Annotated in this window: 16 protein-coding genes and 5 pseudogenes; 16 read left to right on the forward strand and 5 right to left on the reverse strand. The window is 66.5% G+C overall.

What is annotated here, in order from left to right; all coding sequences use genetic code 11:
• The first annotated feature begins 643 nt into the window (after nt 1–643).
• From ACWC0C_RS44435 to ACWC0C_RS44465, 7 genes are all read left to right on the forward strand, one after another.
• Nucleotides 644–1,141 (forward strand): hypothetical protein, encoded by a 498-nt coding sequence (locus ACWC0C_RS44435; protein WP_450870589.1) that lies wholly within the window; start codon nt 644–646, stop codon nt 1,139–1,141.
• A gap of 1,820 nt (nt 1,142–2,961) precedes the next feature.
• Nucleotides 2,962–4,053, forward strand: coding sequence for a type VII secretion-associated serine protease mycosin (gene mycP / locus ACWC0C_RS44440; RefSeq protein ID WP_450870590.1), 1,092 nt, complete (start codon nt 2,962–2,964; stop codon nt 4,051–4,053).
• Nucleotides 4,054–4,137: 84 nt separating this feature from the next.
• On the forward strand, nt 4,138–4,560 hold the full coding sequence (locus ACWC0C_RS44445; protein WP_450870592.1) for a hypothetical protein: 423 nt from the start codon (nt 4,138–4,140) through the stop codon (nt 4,558–4,560).
• Between the two features lie 75 nt (nt 4,561–4,635).
• On the forward strand, nt 4,636–6,936 hold the full coding sequence (locus ACWC0C_RS44450; protein WP_450870594.1) for a hypothetical protein: 2,301 nt from the start codon (nt 4,636–4,638) through the stop codon (nt 6,934–6,936).
• A gap of 37 nt (nt 6,937–6,973) precedes the next feature.
• On the forward strand, nt 6,974–8,098 hold the full coding sequence (locus tag ACWC0C_RS44455; protein WP_450870595.1) for a hypothetical protein: 1,125 nt from the start codon (nt 6,974–6,976) through the stop codon (nt 8,096–8,098).
• A gap of 1,743 nt (nt 8,099–9,841) precedes the next feature.
• Nucleotides 9,842–11,392, forward strand: coding sequence for a DNA primase family protein (locus ACWC0C_RS44460; RefSeq protein WP_450870596.1), 1,551 nt, complete (start codon nt 9,842–9,844; stop codon nt 11,390–11,392).
• A gap of 130 nt (nt 11,393–11,522) precedes the next feature.
• Nucleotides 11,523–11,909 carry a DUF6009 family protein gene (locus tag ACWC0C_RS44465; RefSeq protein WP_450870597.1) on the forward strand — a complete coding sequence of 129 codons (387 nt, stop codon included), beginning with the start codon at nt 11,523–11,525 and terminating at the stop codon, nt 11,907–11,909.
• A 343-nt stretch (nt 11,910–12,252) separates the two neighbouring features.
• On the opposite strand, the pseudogene ACWC0C_RS44470 reads toward ACWC0C_RS44465, so the two are convergent.
• Nucleotides 12,253–12,476: pseudogene (locus ACWC0C_RS44470) on the reverse strand (helix-turn-helix domain-containing protein); the annotation flags it as partial.
• Nucleotides 12,477–12,678: 202 nt separating this feature from the next.
• On the opposite strand from ACWC0C_RS44470, the gene ACWC0C_RS44475 reads away from it, so the two are divergent.
• Entirely contained in the window at nt 12,679–13,014 is a 336-nt protein-coding gene (locus ACWC0C_RS44475; RefSeq protein WP_450870599.1) for a hypothetical protein, read from the forward strand.
• 86 nt (nt 13,015–13,100) lie between these two features.
• Here ACWC0C_RS44475 and ACWC0C_RS44480 read toward each other — a convergent pair.
• A pseudogene (locus ACWC0C_RS44480) lies at nt 13,101–13,821 on the reverse strand (metallophosphoesterase family protein).
• A 527-nt stretch (nt 13,822–14,348) separates the two neighbouring features.
• Between ACWC0C_RS44480 and ACWC0C_RS44485 the strand changes: the two are divergent.
• From ACWC0C_RS44485 to ACWC0C_RS44515, 7 genes and pseudogenes are all read left to right on the forward strand, one after another.
• Nucleotides 14,349–14,738 (forward strand): DUF6262 family protein, encoded by a 390-nt coding sequence (locus tag ACWC0C_RS44485; protein WP_450870600.1) that lies wholly within the window; start codon nt 14,349–14,351, stop codon nt 14,736–14,738.
• Between the two features lie 121 nt (nt 14,739–14,859).
• The gene (locus ACWC0C_RS44490) at nt 14,860–15,702 is read left to right on the forward strand and encodes a GNAT family N-acetyltransferase (RefSeq protein WP_450870602.1); all 843 of its coding nucleotides are present in this window, start codon (nt 14,860–14,862) and stop codon (nt 15,700–15,702) included.
• A 45-nt stretch (nt 15,703–15,747) separates the two neighbouring features.
• Nucleotides 15,748–15,861: pseudogene (locus ACWC0C_RS44495) on the forward strand (ISAzo13-like element transposase-related protein); the annotation flags it as partial.
• 117 nt (nt 15,862–15,978) lie between these two features.
• Nucleotides 15,979–16,473 carry a hypothetical protein gene (locus tag ACWC0C_RS44500; RefSeq protein ID WP_450870603.1) on the forward strand — a complete coding sequence of 165 codons (495 nt, stop codon included), beginning with the start codon at nt 15,979–15,981 and terminating at the stop codon, nt 16,471–16,473.
• Between the two features lie 174 nt (nt 16,474–16,647).
• Nucleotides 16,648–17,460 (forward strand): MmyB family transcriptional regulator, encoded by an 813-nt coding sequence (locus tag ACWC0C_RS44505; RefSeq protein ID WP_449198963.1) that lies wholly within the window; start codon nt 16,648–16,650, stop codon nt 17,458–17,460.
• Nucleotides 17,461–17,594: 134 nt separating this feature from the next.
• The gene (locus ACWC0C_RS44510) at nt 17,595–18,641 is read left to right on the forward strand and encodes a PhlD (protein WP_450870605.1); all 1,047 of its coding nucleotides are present in this window, start codon (nt 17,595–17,597) and stop codon (nt 18,639–18,641) included.
• A gap of 148 nt (nt 18,642–18,789) precedes the next feature.
• Nucleotides 18,790–19,071: a putative quinol monooxygenase gene (locus ACWC0C_RS44515; protein ID WP_450870607.1), complete on the forward strand. Its 282-nt coding sequence runs from the start codon at nt 18,790–18,792 to the stop codon at nt 19,069–19,071.
• Between the two features lie 4 nt (nt 19,072–19,075).
• Here the strand turns inward: ACWC0C_RS44515 and ACWC0C_RS44520 are convergent.
• From ACWC0C_RS44520 to ACWC0C_RS44530, 3 genes and pseudogenes are all read right to left on the reverse strand, one after another.
• Nucleotides 19,076–19,596: pseudogene (locus ACWC0C_RS44520) on the reverse strand (IS5 family transposase); the annotation flags it as partial.
• A gap of 12 nt (nt 19,597–19,608) precedes the next feature.
• Nucleotides 19,609–19,779, reverse strand: coding sequence for a hypothetical protein (locus tag ACWC0C_RS44525; protein WP_450870608.1), 171 nt, complete (start codon nt 19,777–19,779; stop codon nt 19,609–19,611).
• On the reverse strand, nt 19,776–20,309 hold the full coding sequence (locus ACWC0C_RS44530) for a helix-turn-helix domain-containing protein (RefSeq protein WP_450870610.1): 534 nt from the start codon (nt 20,307–20,309) through the stop codon (nt 19,776–19,778). The genes ACWC0C_RS44525 and ACWC0C_RS44530 overlap by 4 nt, the downstream gene beginning before the upstream one ends.
• Here ACWC0C_RS44530 and murJ point away from each other — a divergent pair.
• A pseudogene (gene murJ / locus ACWC0C_RS44535) lies at nt 20,284–21,788 on the forward strand (murein biosynthesis integral membrane protein MurJ); the annotation flags it as partial. The gene ACWC0C_RS44530 and the pseudogene murJ sit on opposite strands and share 26 nt — an antisense overlap.
• Between the last annotated feature and the right edge of the window lie 337 nt (nt 21,789–22,125).

A 22,125-nucleotide genomic window follows, 5' to 3' on the forward strand; every position in this document is an offset into this window, starting at 1 on the left:
CAGCCCCAACGAATACGAACGCCGACACCACGCGGCTAAGCTCACGCTCGCCGCATGATCAACGAAGCGTGTCCACCATCACGGGGGAAGGCCCGCTGTGCAACTGTCGGCTGCATGGCTCAGAAATGCGTGATCACCCTGCCGGGCCATCACTTCGACCTCAGCATGAATCCGCCAAACCGGCATCGCCTGTTCCCTCCTGTGCCTGATTACTCCGAAGCGGTCCCGGCAACCACTGGACAGGCAGTCTGGCCTCGGAAGCGAAACAGGCCAGGGGGACTCGGTACCGATGAGGCACCCGTGTAGCCGTGGTGGGCTACCGGTAGGCATGGGGGAGCCGCTAGCAGCAAGAAAGTCAACCTTGCAGGTGGTGACTGGCAATGGCTACGGCCTGTATCTCTCAGCCTGCAACAGGCGTGAAGGTCCGACCTCGCGCCGCCGCAGTGGGACCCGCTGGTGTTGCCACTGGTTCCGAGCTGCCCCTGACCGATTTCGATCACCAGTGGTACGGCGCGAGCCGGGACTGTCACTGGGCGTAGCTAAAGTTACTGATGAGGCCTGGCCTTTTGACCACATGGGGGAGGACGTTGTGCTGCCGAGTGACACCGGGGCGGGCGGGCAACCGGCATCGTGGGTGTCCCGCATGTTCGACGGGACGCAGGACGCCGTCGCCGACCTGGCCACTGAGCTGTCGTCGTTCACGAACTTCCAGAAGCGGGTCGACGACCTGATCCGCGATCTGAAGGGTTCGGCGGCGGGACCAGGCAAGGTCGGACAGGAACAACTGGCACGCCACCAGTTCGGCGGCGGTGGCACGGGGTGGGCAGAGGCCGCCGGCCTGTTCAGCAAGTACGAGGCCGTCATCAAGGATCTGGAGATTCTGTCGAAACTGCTCTCCGATTCGATGGACGGCATGGCTATAGCGGTGCTGGCCTCCCACAAGGGCTACCAGAACATCGACCTGGACATCCGCGACCGTATGGCCGCCATCAGCACGGAGACGACGGATCATTACGGCGGGAGCTACGACCCTTCGGTCCCGCAGAAGACGAACACGAGCGGCCACGGCGGTGGCGACGAGGCCAAGGGAAGCCAGTCGCCAGGGCAGACCGGCGGCGGTGACGTGGGAGGCACGATCTGATGCGGCGCAGTGAGGGCACCCCTTTCGAGGGCATGAGCCACGAGCAGATGCTCGCCTGGCTGGACCAAGCGGACGCCGGCACGGTTCAGTCCGCCGCCGACCGGCTGACCGCTGCGGCCAACGAGATCCACAAGATCGCCGAGGAACTCAAGGTCCGCCCACAGTGGGTGGAGTGGAAAGGCGAGGGCGCGGACGCCTTCCGCACATGGGCGGGCGACTTGGCCAACTCCACCCTTCGACTGGGGGACTTCAGCGACAGCGCGGCCAAGTGGCTGCGGGAGGCATCCGCGGCAATCGGAACCGCTCAGGTGTCGATTCCCCGCGACACGCACAGCGCGCAGGCGAACCTGGACGCGGCAACTGCCGCGCACAACGACCCCGATGCTGCCACCGTCAGCGCCAAGTCCAAGGCCGAGTTGGAGGCATCCGCGGCGCATAAGGAGAGGGTGCGTCTGGAGGCCGCGGCGGAGATGCGGAAACTCAGCCAGGCGTACGCGCACTCGGCCACGCAGATGGATGCGCTGGAACGGCCCAAGTTTCCGCCACCGCCGAAGGCGCTTCAGCCCAAGGCAGAGAGCATTGACGAGAACGAAGTCGTCGCGAGCGGCGACCGCAGGGCTGGGACGTCCGCATCTGGGGGCGCAGTAGCCGCGCCGACGGCCACGGTAGAAGCGCACCAGACGGTGCACAGAGTGCATGACGACGGAGTTGCCGCAGCCAGTGCTTCCGATGTGCGGGACGGTACCGGCCGTGCAACGGTCCACCAGCCGTGGCCTCAGGTCCCGGCCCACGTAGGCACGAAAATCGACGAAACAGTGTTTTCGCCACCAGCACCGACCACGCCTACCCATCAAGGCCCGGTTGACGTGCCGGCAGCAAGCCGGGCTGGAGGTGGAACGCCGCCATTGGGCCCTCTTCCGCTGCCCTCAGGCCGCGGCCTCGGCCTGCCAGTGAACCCTGGAGGCACGGGGCGTCCAGCGCCGGGCGGCCGCCCGATGCCCATGCCACGACGGGAGATCTCGGAACCAACGCCGACACGTGGACCAGCCACTGGCGGTACGACCACGCCCAGAGGCCCCATGGGGCCAGCGCAGTCGGTGACGGGAGGACGCGCGACGGCGATACCAGGGCGAGCGGTCGCCGGTGAGGCACCAGGACGTGCGCCGGTCAGCAAGGGCATCGTCGGCGGTCGCCCGACCGCACCCACCCCCGACCAGCCGGCTGGCAGATTGCCGCGGGGTACGGTGGTCGGCGGTGAGACGCCCGTGTCCGGCACGACCGGGCGTGGGTCCGCCGGTCGGACGATGGGCGCTGGTCCGAGAGGAGCTACCCCTTCCCAGGGTCCAGGCTCGGCCGAGCGGCTAGGTGGGTTTCCGCGTGCTGAGAAGGGCATCGTGGGAGGTCGCCCACAGCAGCAGGCACGATCGGCTGGCCAACCGTTCAGGCGCACCGCGATCCAATCGGGAGGCACGGAAACCCCTGGCGCGTCGGCGAACGGCTTGAGGTCGTCGACCTCGCGCCGAAGCGGCGAGCAGAGCGAACCGACTCGCAAGCGCGCCGAGCGGCGGAAGAACGGGCGCCCGGAAGACCCCCGATCGGCGCCTCGCGCCAACGAGTGACGCCCTCAGTCGCAGCAGCCCGGAATCACGAGAACTACCTGAACCACCGGAATCAAGAGGAAGTGGATGCCTGCCAACAGGTTGAGGAACGGCCGTCTTGGGAGCGTTGTCTCCGGAGCCGCGGGCTTGCTGCTGGTGGGCGTGATCGCCGCCCCCGCCCAGGCGGAGACCATCCGCGAGCAGCAGTGGTACCTCACGGCCATGAAGGCCGACCAGATGTGGCGGACGAGCACGGGCAAAGGCATCACCGTCGCGGTCATCGACACGGGCGTTGACGGCTCCCTGCTTGACCTGGAGGGACAGGTACTTCCTGGCCTGGACGAGGCATCGGGGTCACCAGGGAACGAACAGACGAGCTATGACGGCCACGGGACCACGATGGGCCTCCTCATCGCGGGCACCGGCAAGGCGAACGGCGGTAACGGCACTTTCGGTCTCGCACCAGGCGCCAAGATCCTTCCGATCCGCGTGCCGGACCGAGGCTGGGACTCCAACAGGTACGCAGATGAGTTCAACAAGGTAGTGAGCCGGGGAATCCGGTACGCCGTCGATTCCGGAGCCCGGGTCATCAACATCTCCATGAGGGCGTACAAAGGCTCTGACGAACTTACTGCCGCCGTGAAGTACGCCCTGAACAAGGGAGCACTGATCTTCGCCGGAGCCGGCAATGACGGCACCTCGGAAGTCGAATATCCGGCCGGCACTCCTGGGGTGGTTGCGGTGGGAGCCGTAGGTCGCGACCTGCGTAAGACGAAGGAATCCCAGTACGGCCCACAGGTCGACATCGCCGCCCCCGGCGACGAGATGTACCACGCCTGCCCGAACGGCAAGGGCCTCTGCCGCTCCCACGGCACCAGCGACGCCACCGCCCTCGCCTCCGCGAGCGCCGCCCTCATCTGGTCCAAGCATCCGAGCTGGACCAACAACCAGGTCCTGCGGGTCATGCTCAACACCATCGGCGGCCCGACGAACGGCGCCAAGCGCAACGACTCCATCGGCTATGGCATCGTGCGTCCGCGTATCGCCCTGCAGAACCCCGGTGACCCGGGACCGGCCGATGTCTACCCTCTGCCGGACTTCTCAGCTGCATCCTCCGCGTCGCCCTCCCCCGGCACCGCCGGTGCCGGTTCCAAGAACCCTGCCTCGCAGGCGAAGGATGACAAGACGGCGGCCGAAGTTTCCTCCGACAAGGGCGGCGCCGCCACTCTGTGGGTCGCACTGGGCATCGGAGCTGCGGTACTCATCGGCGGAGTTGTCGCCGCCGCTGCCAGGAAGCGTCACCGAGAAGCGTGAGTGCAGTTGCTAGCCTGGCAGGCGCACGCCAACTCGGGGGCGCGGGGGAGAGGGCTTATGTTTGAGTCGGCAGGAGAACGGCACATGGCGCATGGTCATGCAGCGCAACCGGTGGGGATGCGGCTCAATCACCTGCAGGACACCGCGGGCGGCGGTGGGTCCGACCTCGCGCACTCTTCGGACGAGAAGAAGACCGCAGCGGACACCCTTCATAACGACATCGAGCCCAACACCAAGAAGGCCGGGGCCTGGGCGGACGACGACACGTCCGCCGTGGTGAAGGCGTTCGATGCAAAGGATGGGCACGGCTGGCTCACGTCCAGTGCTGTGAGCAAGGCACACAAGACCTGGGGCGAACAGGTCCAGAACTTTCTGAACCGGCTGGCGGGGGACGAATCGGCCCTTCGGTACAGCAACACCGTGTTGACCGGTACGGACATCGGCGTGAGCAGTACAACGCGCAAGGTGTCGGTCTTCGACACGTACTCACGCCCCCCGGAGCAGTAACGGACAGCCGAACCCTCTCGCACGCCACCAGAATCAACGGGGACCATGCCGATGCCGACGTACCACGAGATCCTGATGACCGACCTGTCCACGCTCACCACGGCCGCCGACCGCTGGGACGGCATGGCCAAGGAGCTCAACAAGCAGGAGTCCGCGTACCGGCGGGACGTACACGGCATCACCCTGCGCCCGACGTTCGTGGGCGAGAGCCAGCAGGCCGCCAACGCGCGTTTCGGTGTCCGGCTCACGGAGTTCCAGAACGCCCAGACGGAGGCCAAGGCGATCGCCTCGCTGCTCCGTGATGCGCACACCCAGTTCGTGGACCTGCGCAAAAAGCTGGAGTCGGCCCGGCAGGACGCGATCGCCGCGGGCATGAAGGTGTCCGACCAGGGCGTGGTCTCGTACGACACCGAGAAGCTCAGTCAGGGCGAGAAGCAGGAACTGGCCCATGACCCCGACTCCCAGGAGAGCGTCCGCAAGTCCGTCGCCTCCTGGCAGGCCCGGATCGACCAGTGTGTGAAGAACGTGAACGACGCCGACAAGGGAGTCGAGGTCGCCTTCACCGCCGTCGTGAAGGGTCCTGACGTGGGCGACGGTACGGTCCCTGGCTTCAACGGCAAGGCCCAGGGCGACATCGAAAAGTACGAAGCCCAGGAGGCGGACGACATCGCCCGGCGGGTCGCCAAGGGCGACAAGGTCTCCGCCGCCGACCTCGCCGAGCTGCAGCGCGACTTGCGGGACAACAAGGGCGACAAGGCTTTCAGTCAGACCTTCCTGAACGGGCTGGGGCCGGACGGCGTGATCCGGTTCACCAACCGGCTCGACGACCTTGCGTACTTCGATGACACGAAGCACAAAAGCACCTACCTGGAGATCAACGGCGGCCTTGCTGACACCCTGGCGACTGCCACGAAGGTCCCCGACTTCAAGGACGCCAACGGCAGGCATCTGCGCTTCGGTACCCAGGCGTACAACGACGCGTTCCAGGCGTGGACGAAAACGGACGACGCCCGCTTCTACAACAAGTGGCGCGCGGAGCTACGTGAACACGGCGACGACAAGTACGCCCTCAAAGCAGCGGGCGACAAGATGGACCTCGGGTACGGACACGGTCAGGAGATCCGCGGCTACCAGAGCCTCGCCACGCTCATGCAGCAGGGGCACGGCTACTCGCCCCAGTTCGTCGCGGACGTCACCGACGACATGATCGCCGCGGAGAAGAAGGACCCCAATATCTGGGATCTGTACGGCAAGTTCAGCAACAAGGACGGCGATGGCTGGTTCGCGAACGACCCCGTTGACGGCGCCCTTGAGGTCATGTCACGCAATCCGGAAGGAGCGACCGGCTATCTCGACCCGGGAACCGCCGCCGGCAAGGACCGCTTGGACTACCTCCTCAGCCACCGGGACTGGAACGTCATCCACACCACGCACGAGGGCGCCAAGACCGACTACGTGGGACCCGACGTGGAAGACAGTGACGCCCGCAAGGGCTTCGGCGATGCTTTGGAGGCCGCGACGACCGGCCAGGCGCCGGGCGGCTATCATCCAGTCGGTCAGCACACCGAGCCGCAGGCCCGTATCCTGCAACACACCATCGACACACTGAACTCGGTGAACCAGGCGAAGAACCTGCCGACGAACCTTACGCTTCCGCTGGCGCATATCCTGACGGCATACACGCCGGACACCCACGAGATCAACGCCCAGTCGGATTCCCGTTTTGAGCTCCCCCCGGGCAACACAGGCTCGGTCTGGAGCGATAAGAATGGAGCACACATCACTGTTGCGCGGGACTCCCTTACCAAGATCATGCGTGGAATAGCCAATGATCCCACGGCGTTCGGTCACGTCTACGCTGCGGAGCAGCACCACGCTCACGACCTATTGGCCGCTCTTCCGCAGGACGCCGACAAGACGGTGATCAGTAATCGCATCACCGACTGTTCGCGGGCCATGGGCGCGTATGACGGGGTCCGCGCCGACATCATCTTCGCTGAACGCTTCAATAAGACGCAGTGGGCCGCCGACTTCAACCACGGCCTCAGCAGTTCGCTCAGTACCGCACTGATGTTCAAGCCGAAGAACGCAGACTTCCTCGGCCCAGCCGGAGATGCGGCTTCCAGAGCCCTTGACCTGTACACGTACGAATCGAACAAGGAGCACGTTGCCGAAGCGAACCTCAAGGCCACGCAAGACAACGTCAAGCTCTACGCAGCCGGACAACACGACGTGGAGAACATGGTCAGGATGTGGGGCCAGAGTCGCGGCTACGACATCAATAGCGAGTGGACGAAGCAACTGGTCCACGTCGGCCAGCAGGACTACAACTTCGGCCGTGACCGGGCGCTCGACGTTCTTCGAGCCGACCGGTGACGCCGAAGGGTGACACCGTCCGAATGGGAAGAGCACGATGAAGATCTTTGCGAGCCGCAGGCGGCGCCTGGTCGGCTGGTCCGTGGGCGGCATTCTGCTGGCGCTGTACATCGTGGCGCAGGCGCTCTACAGCACCGGCGTCTACGCGTCCTGGCAGGATCAGCGGTCCCTGGACTCGGCATGCGGTGGCACCCTGGCTCAGGGCGGCCTCGGTGATGCGCTGCATTCCTCGCATGTGCGTGCCAGTGCCGCCGACGACTCGGAGTACCTGGCGGCCTGCCTGATCAACAGGCCCGACACAGGCCAGCATGGCGGCGCTCTCCAGCTCATGCTCCGCTGGAGCGATCAGTCGGCCGCATCCGAGGCCCTCGCGCCGTTCAGCAGGAACGCCAACGGACTCCAGGGGCAGGCGGCGCCACTCGGCAACGGCTGGCCGGGCTACGTCCGGTACGACGGGTCAGCGCAAGTCGTGGTCGCCCTTGACTGCCAGAACAACAAGAACAGGGCTCTCGTGGCATACGGCGACCTCATCCAGTGGCCGGCGGACGCCAAGACGAGGGAACCTGTGCTCACGGGGCTGGGCAGAGTGACGACGGAATCGGCACAGAAGGCGGCTGCCAAGTACGGGTGCCATGCGCAGAGCGGCAGGCAGCTGACCCATGTCTCGCTCCCGTCTCTGAGTGGGAAGACAGCCCCTCAGCAACTCACGCAGGCCCGGGGCTCCTGCGTCGCACTCCGAGGACTCGCCGGCCAGGCGTCCGACGCCGGAACGCCCGACTTCGTCGAGTACCCTGCGGACGCGCACACGCCGCAGGTCAACTGCTACCTGTTCACATCTGCAGGGAAGCCGGGTTACGGGCTGTACGCGTACTACGGTGTCGTCGCCAAGGACTTCGAGTCGGTCAATTCGGCTAACCGCAGTAACGACTACGCCTTGGCCACCGCCAGGTGCCCTCAGTCCGATCAGGAGGCGGTATTTGTGCTTTACCACCTCTACGACCGGGAAACCGACAGCTACCCCGTCCGCCATTACTCGGAGTCGTTCGCCAAATCCGCATTGAAGGCATTCGCCGAGCACGAGGCAAAGCAGCGTGGCTGTACCGACGTGAGGATGATGTCCGGATCGTCAGGCGTTGCCAGGCCTCACAGGTGGTTGATCTGATGGGCTTGACGGTGGGTTCACCGGCACCCAGCCGTGACCGTCAACTGCGGTCTTGACAACATGCCTGCTGGTCGAATTGTGGGGCAAACAGAACGTCTCAGCTCACCTATGTGAGCTGACACCGTCCGTGATTTCAGACGTCGATAGGGGCGGCCTTTCGGCCCACCTTGAGGTACAGCTCGGCACCTTCAGGTGTCCGGAAGGGCGGGCGCCCTGTGGGCCCGGTCTTCTGCTGCATCGCGCACTCCCAGATTCACATCGCGGTCGAGCCTGACTCTTCATACTGGTGGCACGCACCGCAGAAACTCGGGCGCACCACCCGGTCTGCGGCATCGGCGCTGGCGACGCTGGAGAACAGTCTCGACGCCGACGCGCGACAGTTGGTGGCCCTCTCCGACGCACTCGCGACACGTGGATAGGAATGACTTCATGACGGACCTACTGATCACGGCCGGTCGGGTGCTCACCGGGCCTGGCGGCGAATGTGTCGAGGACGGTGCCGTGCTCGTACGCGGGAGCCTCGCGCTCTTTGCTGGCCGCCATCTCGCGCAGAGTACGGAACGTTCTTCCCCGCAGCCCTCGTCCGCCGAACGGGCGACCGACTCGGGCGGGCAACGAAGCGCGGGGTTTGACGCTCTGGGGCATGGGCGCGTGGGGGTCGGTAGCTCCTCAGCCCTGGCGGGCTTGCGGTGCCCCGCCGACGTGGTCATCCGCCGCGGGCGGCCGGCGGGTCTGTCGCGGCCTTTACGACAGGAAGCGTGGCTGAGACCGGGACAGAGTTGCTGCGACACACGCGCGCCTGCTTCCTCGACTGCTGGCATCGTCGTGGCTGGCTTTCAGTGGTGTAGGTCCAACTGGGGTGGGGAGCGCTGCAGGTCCGGGTTGAAGCAACTGCATTGGCCAGCGGAGGCCCATGGACCCCTGGCCGCCACTTCCCGTCGCCGCAACCGCTTCGCCGTAGCCCGGGTTGTACGCGCCGGGACCGGAGGGAAAGCGTGCCGGGCGGGGGCGGGCTGGCGAAGAGTTCTTCGTGGGACCGGCCGTCATCTCGCCGCGAGGAGTAGGCGGGCCATCCGCCGAGCGCGGGACTCATTGCCAGCTTGAGTCCCGTTTCAGTCCCGCAGACAAAATGCCTGGTCAGACAGCTTATCCCACTAGGGAACGGGACTGACGGGACTGACACTGCAAGTTATGCCGATCAGGCGCGGGTGTATGCGCGCGTACGTACTTCTGTACTACTACATGTCCTGTGCAGCTCATATATAGAACCTTGAGTCCCGTCAGTCCCGTAGCACGGAGCTTGAGCCCTCTGACCTGCTCTTTTGTGTACGGGACTGAAGCGGGACCAAAGCGATACACAGCCCCGGCCCTTCGCGTCACCCTCTGCTGGGTCCACCTTGCACGGGGCTGACGGGACTGAATGTTCGACACGCGGCTGCCGCGTGTGTTGCCACGACGGGGTGTGCGCTAGCCTCTGATCTCAAGTGGAAACTTCAGTCCCGTCAGTCCCGTTGGTCCCGCCTCTGAGACGGATGTCGGCACGGCGGACACGGTATTCGTGGGGTTGATGCCCCAGACGAAGAAGCTCAGCTAGGACAAGGACTCTCTAGTGCCCGGCCAGTTTGCGGCAGGCTCGTCAGGACCCCGCGGTGTCAGCTGCGACGGAGGTATCCACGAGCGCCGCACCCGTACCGGCGCCTCTTCTGCTGGCCTTTTCCACCCGGGCTTTCACAAGGGACGCTCATGAGTAGTGCCGAGTCGGCACGCTTCGACGCCGCGGCCGCCGCCGAACAGATCCTCCAGACGAGACTTGACCTCGGCTTGCCTGGAGACCAGGCGATGGTGCCGGCGCAGGTGGGAAGCGAGGGGACCCGACGAGTTGCTCCAGCAGGCCTGTTGCCGGATGAGCTGACCGACCGGGGCAACGCCAAGTTGTTCGCGCGCCTGTACAGCGATCGCTTTCGGCATGTGGAGGGTCTGGGCTGGTACTCGTGGGATCAGTACCGGTGGAAACGCACCGGTGGTGAGAAAGGCGCGATGTGGGCGGCCGGTGACATGGCCGAGCAGATGCCCCGCACCGACCCCCACGGAACGTTCAGCAACAGGGAGCTGGCCACGCACCGGCGTCGAACCCAGTCCACCGCAGGCGTGAAGGCCCTGCTCCAGCAGGCGCAGGCTGCCCCGGGACTCAGTCTTGACCCGGACTCGATGGACGGGGACATGTACGCCCTGTGCACCCCGGGCGGCGTCGTCGACCTGCGAACCGGTGAGCTGCGCAAGCCCGACCCGCTGGCGGACATGCACTCGCGCGCCACCACCGTCGGACCTGAGGACATGCCCCTGCCCCGGTGGCGCAGCTTCCTGCGCGATACCTTCGGCGACGACGCCAAGGGCCGGGAGACGATCGCGTTCTTGCACCTGCTGCTCGGCTACTCCGTCACCGGGGACGTGGGCGCGCAGATCCTGCCTTTCCTCTACGGGTCCGGCGCCAACGGCAAGTCCGTGCTGCTCGAGGTGATGATGCAGATCCTCGGCGACTACGCCAATGCCGCCCCGCCCGGCTTCCTCATGGAAAAGGGCAAGTTCACCGAGCACAGCACCGAGCTGACCGAGCTGCATGGCCGGCGCATCGTCGTGTGCTCTGAACTCAAGCCGAACGACAAGTTCAACGAGGCCCGGGTCAAGCTCTTGACGGGCGGTGACACCATCACCGCCCGCCGCATGCGCCAGGACTTCTTCACCTTCCGGCCCACCCACAAGCTGTGGCTTCTAGGCAACCATCGGCCCGAAGTCGGGACTGGCGGCTACGCGTTCTGGCGCCGTATGAGGATCATCCCCTTCGAGCGGAAAGTCCCCGACGAACTCAAGATCGACAACCTGGCTCCGGAGCTCGTCCGCGACGAGGGCCCCGGCATCCTGCACTGGCTCATCCAGGGCGCCCAGAAGTACCTCGCCACCAGGGATCCGCTTCACGGCCCGGCCAGCGTACGGCTGGCCACCGAGGCCTATGAGAAGACCGAGGACCACATCGGCCGGTTCATCGCCGAGCGCTGCACCAAGGGGGAGGACGGGCAGCCCAATCCCGAGCTGCGGGTCGAGCAGAAGCTCCTCTACGAGACCTACGGCCGCTGGTGCTCGGACGAAGGCATCCGCCCGGCCACCAGCCGTGCCTTCGCTAGCCGTATCCGCCAGGACCTCGGCCTGGCTTCCCCCGGCGAGATGATCAAGAACAACGACCGCAAACTCTACCCCGGCCTGGCCCTCCTCACTGACGGGACAGAGCCCGACGAATGACGCCACGGGTAGAGTCAGACAGCACCCTGCTCAGGACTCTTGCGATAATTGCCAGAACCAGACGACCAGCGGTGAGCGTGCCGCACGATCCGGCCAGAGGCCGGCCCACGGGACAGGAGGGTCTGCGGCCATGAGCGCGATGCTGCAAGACAGCCAGCTCACCGACGAAAACGAAGTGGTCTGGCTCGAGGACCCGGAAGACCTCGACTACGTCCGGCAGGCCCTGGACAAGGTCCCCACCCGCAAGGGCAAGCCCCGCTACTCGCGCGACGGCCGCCTGATCGGATACACCAACCTCCAGTCGGGCGCCGTCAGCGACCCCGACTCAGGGCTCTTCGCCCGCCGCGCGTTCTTCCTCCTGCCCCACGACCGCGACAGAGAGCCTCAGGGCCCGTACTCGGTAGGTGCCCCGGGCGAAGCGGTGGACCCTCGCACCATCGAGCCGGGCAAGGTTGGCGCCAAGACTCTGCGGTCGCAGAAAGGCCGGACTGCGGAGATAGCACCAGCCGGACGGTGAACGACATCGACATGGCCGCGCATCACGGGACTGACGGTACTGACCCGTTGAGAGGGCCGCAAACGGACCGAAGGAATACGCTGGCCCCGGTCGCGGAGCATGCTGATTCCTCAGTCCCGTCAGTCCCGTGACTGTGGGAAGGCGTGGTTGACCTGCCCTTTTCCAACCGTCATCGAGCTGACTCCCTCGCCACCCAGAGCGCTCTGGGCAGGATCCAAGGGACTGAGGGGACTGAAGAATCAGCATGCCTTCACTTGTTCGCCTCCCTCGGTGGGATGGTGCGGCGTGAAGGTGTCGTCAGCGCCGGCCCGGCCGCCTGACCGCCGACGTGCCCAGGGTGCTGGGTCGCGTTCGGGGAGGTCTTCGGCGCCTTGGACCGGGTGCGCAGTCCCTCGACGCCCTCGGTCTGGTAGCGGCGGTAGCAGGTGTAGTACGCCTGCCGGCTGATCCCGCAGTACCGGCAGGACATGCGACGTTCCCGGTGACCTCTTCGACGTGGAGTATGACGGCCAGGCGCCGCTTGGCCTCGCGGTCAAGCGGCGGTCTGGTGGGAGCGCGCTTCGGCATGTGGATCTCCGCAGTGATCGGAGACTCAGGTGTCAACGGAGATCGTCAGTTTTAGACCCGGGCCGTTTCGCCTGATCAGGGGTTGTCCGGGGCAGGGCCGCGTCGAGGCAGGCATCGTGGGGCGGGCGTTGAGTATGCGCACCCAGGACATGTGAGTACCGGTCCCGATTACGGGAGTTCGCCGGGACGGTTGGCTGGGCTCATGAACACGACCTGGGCAACCACGCACCAGCAGGACACTGACCGCGGGCTCCGAAGATGGTCCGGCTGGGGACTCGGACTGCTCGTGCCGATGGTCGTCCTCAGCATCGTCCCGGTCCTCGCCAGCGTGCGCGGCAGCCGGTGCATCACTGACGGTGACGAGTGCTCTGCGGTTCCCGGCGCGCTCCTCTACGGATGCTTCTGGACGGCCGTCGTCGCTGGCTTGACAGCGCTGTTGTGGCCCCGGGCCCGCTGGACCGGCGCCAGAGTCGGGATCGTCGTGGTGCAGTGGACGGCTCAGGTCGTGCTGGCCTGCCTAATCCTCAGCTACGCCTGAGTAAGTGGGAGGGGGGTGAGATTGTAGGCGTCGTTGATCGTGTAGTCGGAGTTCGGCTGCCCGCTGTCGTGGATGGGGAGCGGGTGTCACGGGCTGTGGTCGCGTCCGTCCCGTGGGGCGAAGGCGGTGAGGGCGTCGGCGTCGGTCGCGCGAGCGTGCAGGAAGTAGTCGGCCCATTCGGTGATGTCGGGGTAGGACGAGTCCTGGCTGAGCTGGGTGGCTGCGGCTTGGAGGTCGAAGTGCGTGGTGCGGAGTTCGACGCCCGGGCCCAGGAGGGCACAGTGTGCTCCGGTTCGTCCGTAGGGCATGCCGATGCTGCCGGGGTTTGATCACGAGTCGGCCGTGGGGGAGGCGGACGAACGGCATGTGGGTGTGGCCGCAGACCACGGTGCGGATGTCGGTGTCGAGTCCGTCGAAGACTTCCTGCCAGCGGTCGAGACGGGAGTCGACCAGGACGACCTCCTCGTCGTCGCGGGGGGTGGCATGGCAGAACAGCACCTTTCCCAGGCCGTTCGCGGACAGGGAGAGTGATCGTGGCAGCGAGCTGAGAGGGTCGAGATGGTCCTCGCGGAGCTGTTCGGCTGCCCAGGGAGCGATCGGGTCGGGGATCGTGTCGCGCTGCCCCCGGCGGTATTCAAGGAGTTCGCGGTCGGCGTTGCCGCTGATCCAGATGACGCGGTCGCCGAGGCTGGTCAGCAGGTCGAGAACCTGGGTCGGTTGTGGGCCGGCGGTGATGTCGCCGGTGAGCACGATGAGATCTGCGGTGCTGACGTCTGGTTCGGCGAGCACTGCCTCCAGGGCCGGCAGGACTCCGTGCCTGGGCGATGACGGGCGCCGGGGCCTGGAGGACGAGCTGACGGATGGCCGAGGTGCGGCCCTTCTCGGCCGGGACGCCGAGTTTCCGCAGCGCGTCGCGCAGAGTGCCGGGGTCCATCGGCTGGCTCGGGCGGCGGCCGGGGAAGAGCCAGGGCGAATCCTCGTTGATGGCAGGGGTGTTGGTGGGCAGGGCCTGGAGGTAGTCGAGCAGGAGGGCGGCCACCGGCTCGGGTACTGGGGTGGGCGGGGCGCCGAGCCGGAGTGCGACGTGCTGGCCGTCGTGGACAACGACGTCGGTGACCGTGCGGACGATCCGGCTGACGGGCTGGGCGAACAGCAGGACCAGACACGCGGCGAGTCGGACTCTCGGCGAGGTGCTGTCGTCGGCGAGGACCCGTTGCAGGGCGGTGATGCGCTGGTGCTGGACAGACCCGCCTCGCCGACGGGCCTCCGCAGGCGGTCCCCGGGGCCGGCATCGACGCCCGCACCGACGCGATCACCAGTAGTCAGGACGGGAGTTGACCAGCATACGCGGCAACCCGGCCAACCTCCGCCAGGCCGCCGCCCGCAAGAGCCCCGCCGCCCAGGCCCGTGCCGAGAAGGGCCTGCGGGAGATGATTCGCCGCGGACAGCCCATCATCTTCCGCGGCCTTGCCCAGACCGCCGACGTCTCGCTCGACTTCCTCTACCGCTGCACCGAGATCCGCCGCCGTGTCGAGCAGCTGAGGTCCCAGCAGCGGAACCATCCGCCGCGGCCGGCCACGCAGCCGCCCGGCGACTCGCCCAGCAGAGTCGTGCGGACCCTCACCGCCCAACTCGCGGAGCTTAAGCGGCGGCACCGCGACGAGGTCCGGGCCCTGTGGCAGGCCCTCGAAGCCACCCAGAGCGAAAACCTCGAACTGCGATGACGCCTTGGCCCCCGGCACGGGCCCGCACCAAGCCCTCCGTGCACCTGAGCCCCAGTACGTTCGGCCCGGTGAAGGCGAAAAGCCAGTTGCACACCGAGCCAGCGACCATACGATCAGCCCGGTGAAGGTGATCTCCCTGGGCTTTCGAACCGACCTGATGCTGCGGACCCTGGCCGGCTCCGTCATCACCGATCACGGGACACACCTCGTGGTCCGAACCCCTGCCAACCCCAGCTTCTGGTGGGGGAACTTCGTGCTGTTCAAAGCCCCACCCAGGAACGGCGACGCACGATGGTGGTCCACGATATTCGCCGGCGAGTTCCCCCAGGCAGCACACCTCGCCCTGGGAGTGGACGGCACCGACGGAGACACCGGGGACGCGGCCGAACTCGCCGAGATCGGTTTCACCACCGAGGTGAACTCCGTCCTGACCGCCACCCGGCTGCTGCCTCCCAGCGAACCGGACATCGCCACCGACATCCGCCCCCTGGCCAGCGACGACGACTGGGCCCAGGCCACCCGGCTACGCATCGCCTGCGACGATCACTTCGCCATGACCGCCGAGCACCAGCAGTTCCTGGAAAAGAAGGTCACTGAGCACCGCAGGCTCTGCGACGCCGGCCGCGGCGCCTGGTTCGGGGCCTTCGTGGAAGGACGCATGCGCGCCGGCGTCGGCCTGTTCAGCGACGGCAGCGGGCTGGCACGCTTCCAGGACGTCGAAACCCACCCCTCCTACCGTCGACGAGGGTTCGCCTCGACCCTCGTTCACCAAGCCGGGCGCTGGGGGCTTCACCAGCTCGGCGCCCACACACTCGTCATCGTCGCCGACCCCGGCCACCACGCAATCCGCCTCTACCGTGCTCTCGGATTCGCCGACACCGAACACCAAGTGCGGCTCTCTCGCCCTCCCGCCGCCGGGGAAGACCACGACACACGTGATCAGAACGGCTCAAGCTCGCGCTGATCAGCGAGTTCATCGACGCCTACGTACCCGACCGCAACCGCTCTCCGGGAGCTGGTTGGGGACTACAAGAACGCCGGACGCCAGTGGCAGTGTTCCGGTGAGCCGGCGAGAGTCAAAACCTACGACTTCCCCGGCCAGGCCGACAAGGCGATCCCGTACGAGGGTGGGCCCGTGGTGTGAGCGGCTCGGCTCACCGGGTACGGGGGCCCCGCCCCCGACCGTCGCCCCGACGGTCCGGCCCACGGTGAGCGGCTGGTCGAGCTGCGCCGTTCGGAGATGGAGGCCCTGCGCCTGTACGTGCACCTCGGTGCCCGGCTACGGGTGCCGCCTGCCGACGGCCTGGATGAGAAGGTGCGCACCGCCCGCCAACTCGGCAGCCTGTGGGCTCTGTACCTGAACGGCGAGCAGATCGAGTCGGTGGCCTACGCCTTCTACCTGCGTTCGGTGGGCGGTTCCTGCGTTGAAGCCAACCGGTTCGGCCGGCGTGGTCTCTGCTTGGCCGGTGGTGTCCTCGCGTTCGCGGCGCCGGGTGGTAAGTGGTGCCGGCCGGTGCCGAGGCCCCTGGTGTGGGGCGGGAGGGCACCGGCCGCAGCCTGGCAGCTGGGACAACAGCGGCAGGACTGCCTCGAGTTCAGGTGCCGAGCTGCCATGCCCGGCGGGCGGGCGAGCAACGGCACCGAAACCGGAAGCGCGCTCGGCTTTCCGTTCCCGGAACCCCTCCCGTTGAGGATACTAGCCAGTAATATGGATGTTTTCGGCCAGTACCCATGAAAGGGGGGTGTTCTACGTGATCGCCGACGATGGTGCATGCAAGCCAGCGACCCCGCTGCACTGAGCATGCATCACACATCCGCACACTTTCTACGGGGGATCTTTGACGTCAATGGTCGTCACGCTAATTACACTGACGCTCAGTTAATAGCCGTCCCGGGGGAAGCCGCACCAGTGAACAAGGAAGCACTGAAACAACTCCTTACGGCCAGCCGCGCACGCATAGCACCCGAGACGCATGGCCTGACCAGGCCCACCGGTTCCGGTCGAAGAGCACCCGGCCTCTCCCAGCATCAGATAGACCAGCTCATCCACCGCTCCCCAGGCACCTACCGGCACCTCGAAGCGGGTCACAATGAAAACCCGCCTTTCGACCTGCTGCGAGACGTAGCTCGCCTCTTCGGCTACAACGAGCAGCAGTGGATCACACTGTGCCAGCACGCCCGCGGAGAGAACCCGCCCGGCCCCCTCTACGACACCTCTGGGGACGCCGTCCCAGCGGCCTGGGCCGATGCTGTGAACGGCGTGACACACCCGGCTTATGTCACCGACGCGTCCTGGAACTTGCTGACTTGCAACGAGCGATTCCATGAACTGTTCGACTCGGGCCGGGCCCCTGAGAACACGATGCGGTGGATGCTGTTGGACGGCCGCGCACAGCTAACCGACTGGGAGACTGCCTGGGCCCCTCTCGTAATGCCTCAGTTGCAGCATGCCCTCGCGATCCGGCCCGATGACAAGGTCCTCAGGCAGATCGAGCACGAGGTCATGGATGACCCTGTCGCCCGACCCCTGTACGAGGTCGGCGGCACCAGCATCCATCCCGACGGTGACGAGCGCCCGCTCCGTCACGCGGTTGCCGGCCAAGGCTGGGTGACGATGTGCGTGGCGCAGCCGCTCACCGCGCCGGGATCGCGGTTTATGATCCTCGTTTTTCGGCCGGGTCCGCGAAGGGGACGGCGTCCAGCGATGCTCCAGGCGGAGTGACGCGTCTGTACAGCCAGACTTTGCCGCTGTTTATCGAGTGATGAGAGAGCATGGCCTCGACGGCATAGGAAACAAACAAGCCAACTTGGCCTTATCTTGACCCGGTCAGGTCACGTGTGTCCAAGGGGGGACCCATGCCCGTGCACATCGCCCTACCCACAACAATCCTCGCCGCCCATAAAATCACCACTGCGGAAATAGCCGACGATATCCGCATCCACCACCCCGACCACCCTCGCCTGGGCGCAGTCCTGCGCGTCCTTGGCAACTGCGGTGTCGACACCCGCTACTTCACGCAGCCGCTGGACAGCCCCACCGTCAACGGAACCGCGCCCATCGAAGATCGCGCCCCCCGTGCTTTCGCCGACGGCCTCACCATGGCCGAACAGGCCGCCCGCGCAACTCTCCACCGCCACGGCCTCGAACCGGGCGACCTCACTGGCCTGATCACCACCCATGTCACCGGATGGTCGGTCCCCAACCTCGACATCCATCTCATTGAGCGCCTCGGCCTACGCCCCACAATCCGCCGCACCGCCCTCACCACCGCCGCTTGTGCTGGCGGAGCACATGCCCTCATCCGTGCCGTTGAACAGGCTCTCCTGCATGCCGGCTCTCACGTTCTCGTTGTCGCAGCCGAAGTCCTGTCCACGGCCTACAACCACACCGACACCCAGATCGAACACATGATCTACAAGGCGCTCTTCGGAGACAGCGCAGCCGCCACCATCGTCTCCAGCTTTCCCATCGGCCCCGGTCTTACTATCACCGCCAACGGGCTTTTCGAATACGTCCTGCCAGACTCCCTCGCCATGTACGCCGGCCGCATCGACACGACAGGCCTCCACTTCGACAGCACCAAGCAGGCCATCGGCGGAGCCCAGCACGTCATGCCCGCTGTTCTTGACTGGCTTGACGGCCGACAGGTGACCGTCCCCGTCATCCACCCCGGCTCCCGGCCGATCATCATGGACACTGCTGCTGCCCTCGGCCTCGACGAGCATGACGTCCGACAGTCCCTGGATACCCTGTCCGAAGAGGGGAACTTGGGTGGCGTATCGGTTCTCCGCGTTCTGGAACGCACCCACGCCCGGACTCCGGCCGACGGCAGCACCGCATTGATGGTCGCCTATGGGCCCGGGTTCTCTGTCAGTGCTCTCTACGGGACCTGGAGGAACTAGGCCGTGTCTGATAGATCAGTGATTCGTGCGCCCCCGGGGTTGCGGCAGGGTGCCGGTCTCGTTGTCTGAAGGGGGCGGCCATGATGGTGCCGAGTAACAGCAACTCCGACGAAGGCAGCATGACATAGCCTATGGCTACATCGGTTCGATGAAGACCCAGCCCGGCAAGCGCGACGACGTGGTTGCGATCCTGCTCTCCGGAGCCGATAGCCTCCGCGAGCTTGGCTGCAGAAGCTACGTGGTGGGCCTTGCCGCCGATGACCCGGACACGATCGTGGTCACGGAGGTCTGGGAATCGAAGGACCACCACGACGCATCCCTGCGGTTGCCCGAGGCCAAGGAAGCGATCGCTGCCGCCATGCCCATGCTCACCGGCGAGTTCACCAGTCGCGAACTGGTTGTCGCCGGCGGCCTCGGCGCTGGTGACTGATGCATCATGGCTTGAGCCAGAGGAAGATGGCTGCAACATGGAGTGCGGCCTGATAGTTCGTGGCGAGTTTGTCGATCGAGCGCGACGGGCGGCCGCCGCGTGGGCCGCGGCGCTTCCGGTTGGCCTGCTGGTCAGCGGGTTCGGGGATGACCACGCGGATTCCGCGCCTGCGCAGGTGGGCGCGGATCGCCCGAGATGAGTAGGCGCGGTCGGCGAGCACGGTGTCTGGACGGACACGAGGTCGACCGACTGGGCGCGGGACAGGGATAGCGGCCATGACACGCTCGAACTGCGGTGCGTCACCTGCTTGTCCGGCGGTGACTACGAAGGCGATCGGGCGGCATCGGCCGTCGGCGGCCAGGTGGACTTTCGTGCTCAGTCCGCCGCGGGATCGGCCGAGAGCGTGGTCGTCCGGTTCACCGGCCGGAGCCCCCTTTTCGCGGCACCGGCGGCGTGCTGGTGGGCGCGGACGACCGTGGAATCGACGCCAACAAGCCAGTCCAGATGGCCATCCGCGTCCGCGCGGGCCGACCTGGTTCAGCCAGGAGGCGTCACGGGAGTATGGACCATCACGGCGTTCGGGAACGCCGCGGCCAGCCGTTCGGCGGCTATCTGCCCGCGGTGGGAGGAGCCGTTGTCGACGATCCAGAACACGCGCTTGGCACTGGCGTAGGGCTCCTGACTCATGACCTGGATGACCAGGTTCATGAACGGGACGGTGCGGCCGAACACGCGGGCGTGGTGCACGTCGTAGGCGGCGAGGTAGGCCAGGGCGCCGCCGCGTCCATAGGTGTGGTGACACGCATCGCGCGGGCTCTGCCGGGGGCGAGGGTGGGGTGGCAGCGGCGACGGGCCTGGATAGAGGTCTTCTCATCGGCGCTGATCACGTACTCGTCCTCCCTCAACTGTTCGCCCTGCCAGATGCGGGCGTACAAGTCCAGCACCTGGGCGGCCTTCAGCCGGATGCCGGGGCCGGTGAGGAAGATCCAGGCGCGATGCTGCCAGGGCTTGAGCGCGTCCTCGGCCAGCCAGCGGCGCACGGTGGACGCCGACACGAACGCGGCGATGCCCCGCCGGGCGGCCTCGCGGGCCAGTTCCGGGCACGACCAGCGTGAGATCGGCACCCCGGTCTCGGCGGGCAGCCGGCAGGCCAGCGCCTTGACCTCGGCGGCCTGCGGCGGGGTGAACGAGGCGGGACGGCCGCAGCGTTGACTGGGACCCGGGCTGCTGGCCACCACCTACAACCAGGCCAACACGGTGCCGACCAGTTTGTACTTCCTGCTGGTCGGCGGCGCACTGAACTCTGTGCTGGTTCCCCAACTGGTCCGGGCCCGTGCGGAAGACCCCGACGGCGGCGCTGCCTTTGAGCAACGCCTGGTCACTCTGGTGCTGTGCGTCCTGGGCGTGGGGACCGCGCTGGCCACGTGGGCCGCCCCTGAGATCATCAGCGTCTACCAGCGCGACACACCCGCCACGCACGACGCGTTCGAGCTGACCGTGGTCTTCGCCCGCTTCCTGCTCCCGCAGATCTTCTTCTACGGCGTGTTCAGCATCTTCGGTCAAGTCCTCAATGCCCGGAACCGGTTCGGCGCGATGATGTGGACACCGGTCCTCAACAATCTCGTTTTGATCGCCATGTTCGGCCTCTACCTCGGCCTGATGACCGCACCTGAACAAGTCTCGGACATCACTGACACCCAGGTCAGGCTGCTCGGGATCGGGACCACACTCGCTCTGGCTCTCCAGGCACTCGCCTTGATCCCCTACGCGCACGCGGCCGGCTTCCGGTTCCGGCTGCGCTTTGACTGGCGAGGAACCGGCCTGCGCAAGAGCGTGAACGCGGCCCGCTGGACCCTACTGTTCGTGCTGGCCAACCTCGTGGCGAACACGGTCGTCACTCGCCTGGCCTCCGCCGCCGACACCGCTCTGCCCCGCGACGGCGTCGGCTACACCGCCTACAGCTACGCCCAGCAGATCTGGATGCTGCCCCAGTCGATCGTCACCGTCTCCCTCGTGACAGCCCTGCTCCCGCGCATGAGCCGGGCGGTGACGGAGCACCGCATCGACGACCTGCGCGCCGACCTGTCACGCGCGCTGCGGGTCAGCGGCGTCATCATCGTCCCGGCCGCTTTCTTCTTCCTCGCCTTCGGCCCTCAGATCGCTCAGCTGCTGTTCGCCCACGGCGCCGCCAACGCAGCCACTACATTGCCCCTGGGACACATGCTGCAAGCCTTCGGCCTGGGACTGGTCCCGTTCTCCGCCCAGTACCTCCTGCTGCGCGGCTTCTACGCCTTTGAAGACACCCGAACCCCGTTCCGGATGGCGGTGTGGATCAGTAGCGTCAACATCGCTCTAGCCGTGGCGTGCCACCTCCTGTTGCCCGCGCGCTGGGCAGTCACGGGGGAATGGCTGCCGCCTACGCTCTGTCCTACGCGACCGGCCTGCTGCTGACTGCGTTGCGCCTGCGGCGACGCACGGAGGGGCTGCTCGACGGGCGGCGGATCTGTCGCACCTACGCAAAACTCACCGCGGCTGCTACCGCCGCCGGGGGTGCCGGGTGGCTCATCGCCCACTTCTGCAGCCAGAGCCGGGCATCAGCCTCTTGGACGCCGGCGCTTTCACTGGCTGCGGGCGGCATTGCGATGGTCCTGCTGTTCCTGCTCTTTGCACGGATATCGCGGATCGCGGAGCTGCGCAGCCTGCCGGGGCTGGGGTGAACCTGGCACCAACGAAGTCAACCCCCGACGGACTTCCGGAGCCGTCCACTAAGCTCGCGCCCGAGCGTGAGGAGGCAGAGGAATCCGCCGACCGGATGGACACCTGGAGGGAACAGATGGAGCAGCTTTGCCGCGACCGGCAGGCCAGCCCCACGTGACCTGGCACGTCACCTGCTCCCCGCACGCCGTCGACCTCGTCCTCGCTCTCCCCCCGAGGGACAGCTCGCTCTCCTCGATCTCACCGAGGCCCTCGCGGTCGACCCCTACACTGCGACCGAGTCGTACGGCATCGACGACAAGGTGTCCCGGAAAGCCCAGTTCGCCGGCGTGGTCTGGC

The sequence above is a fragment of the Streptomyces sp. NPDC001709 genome (assembly GCF_053596375.1).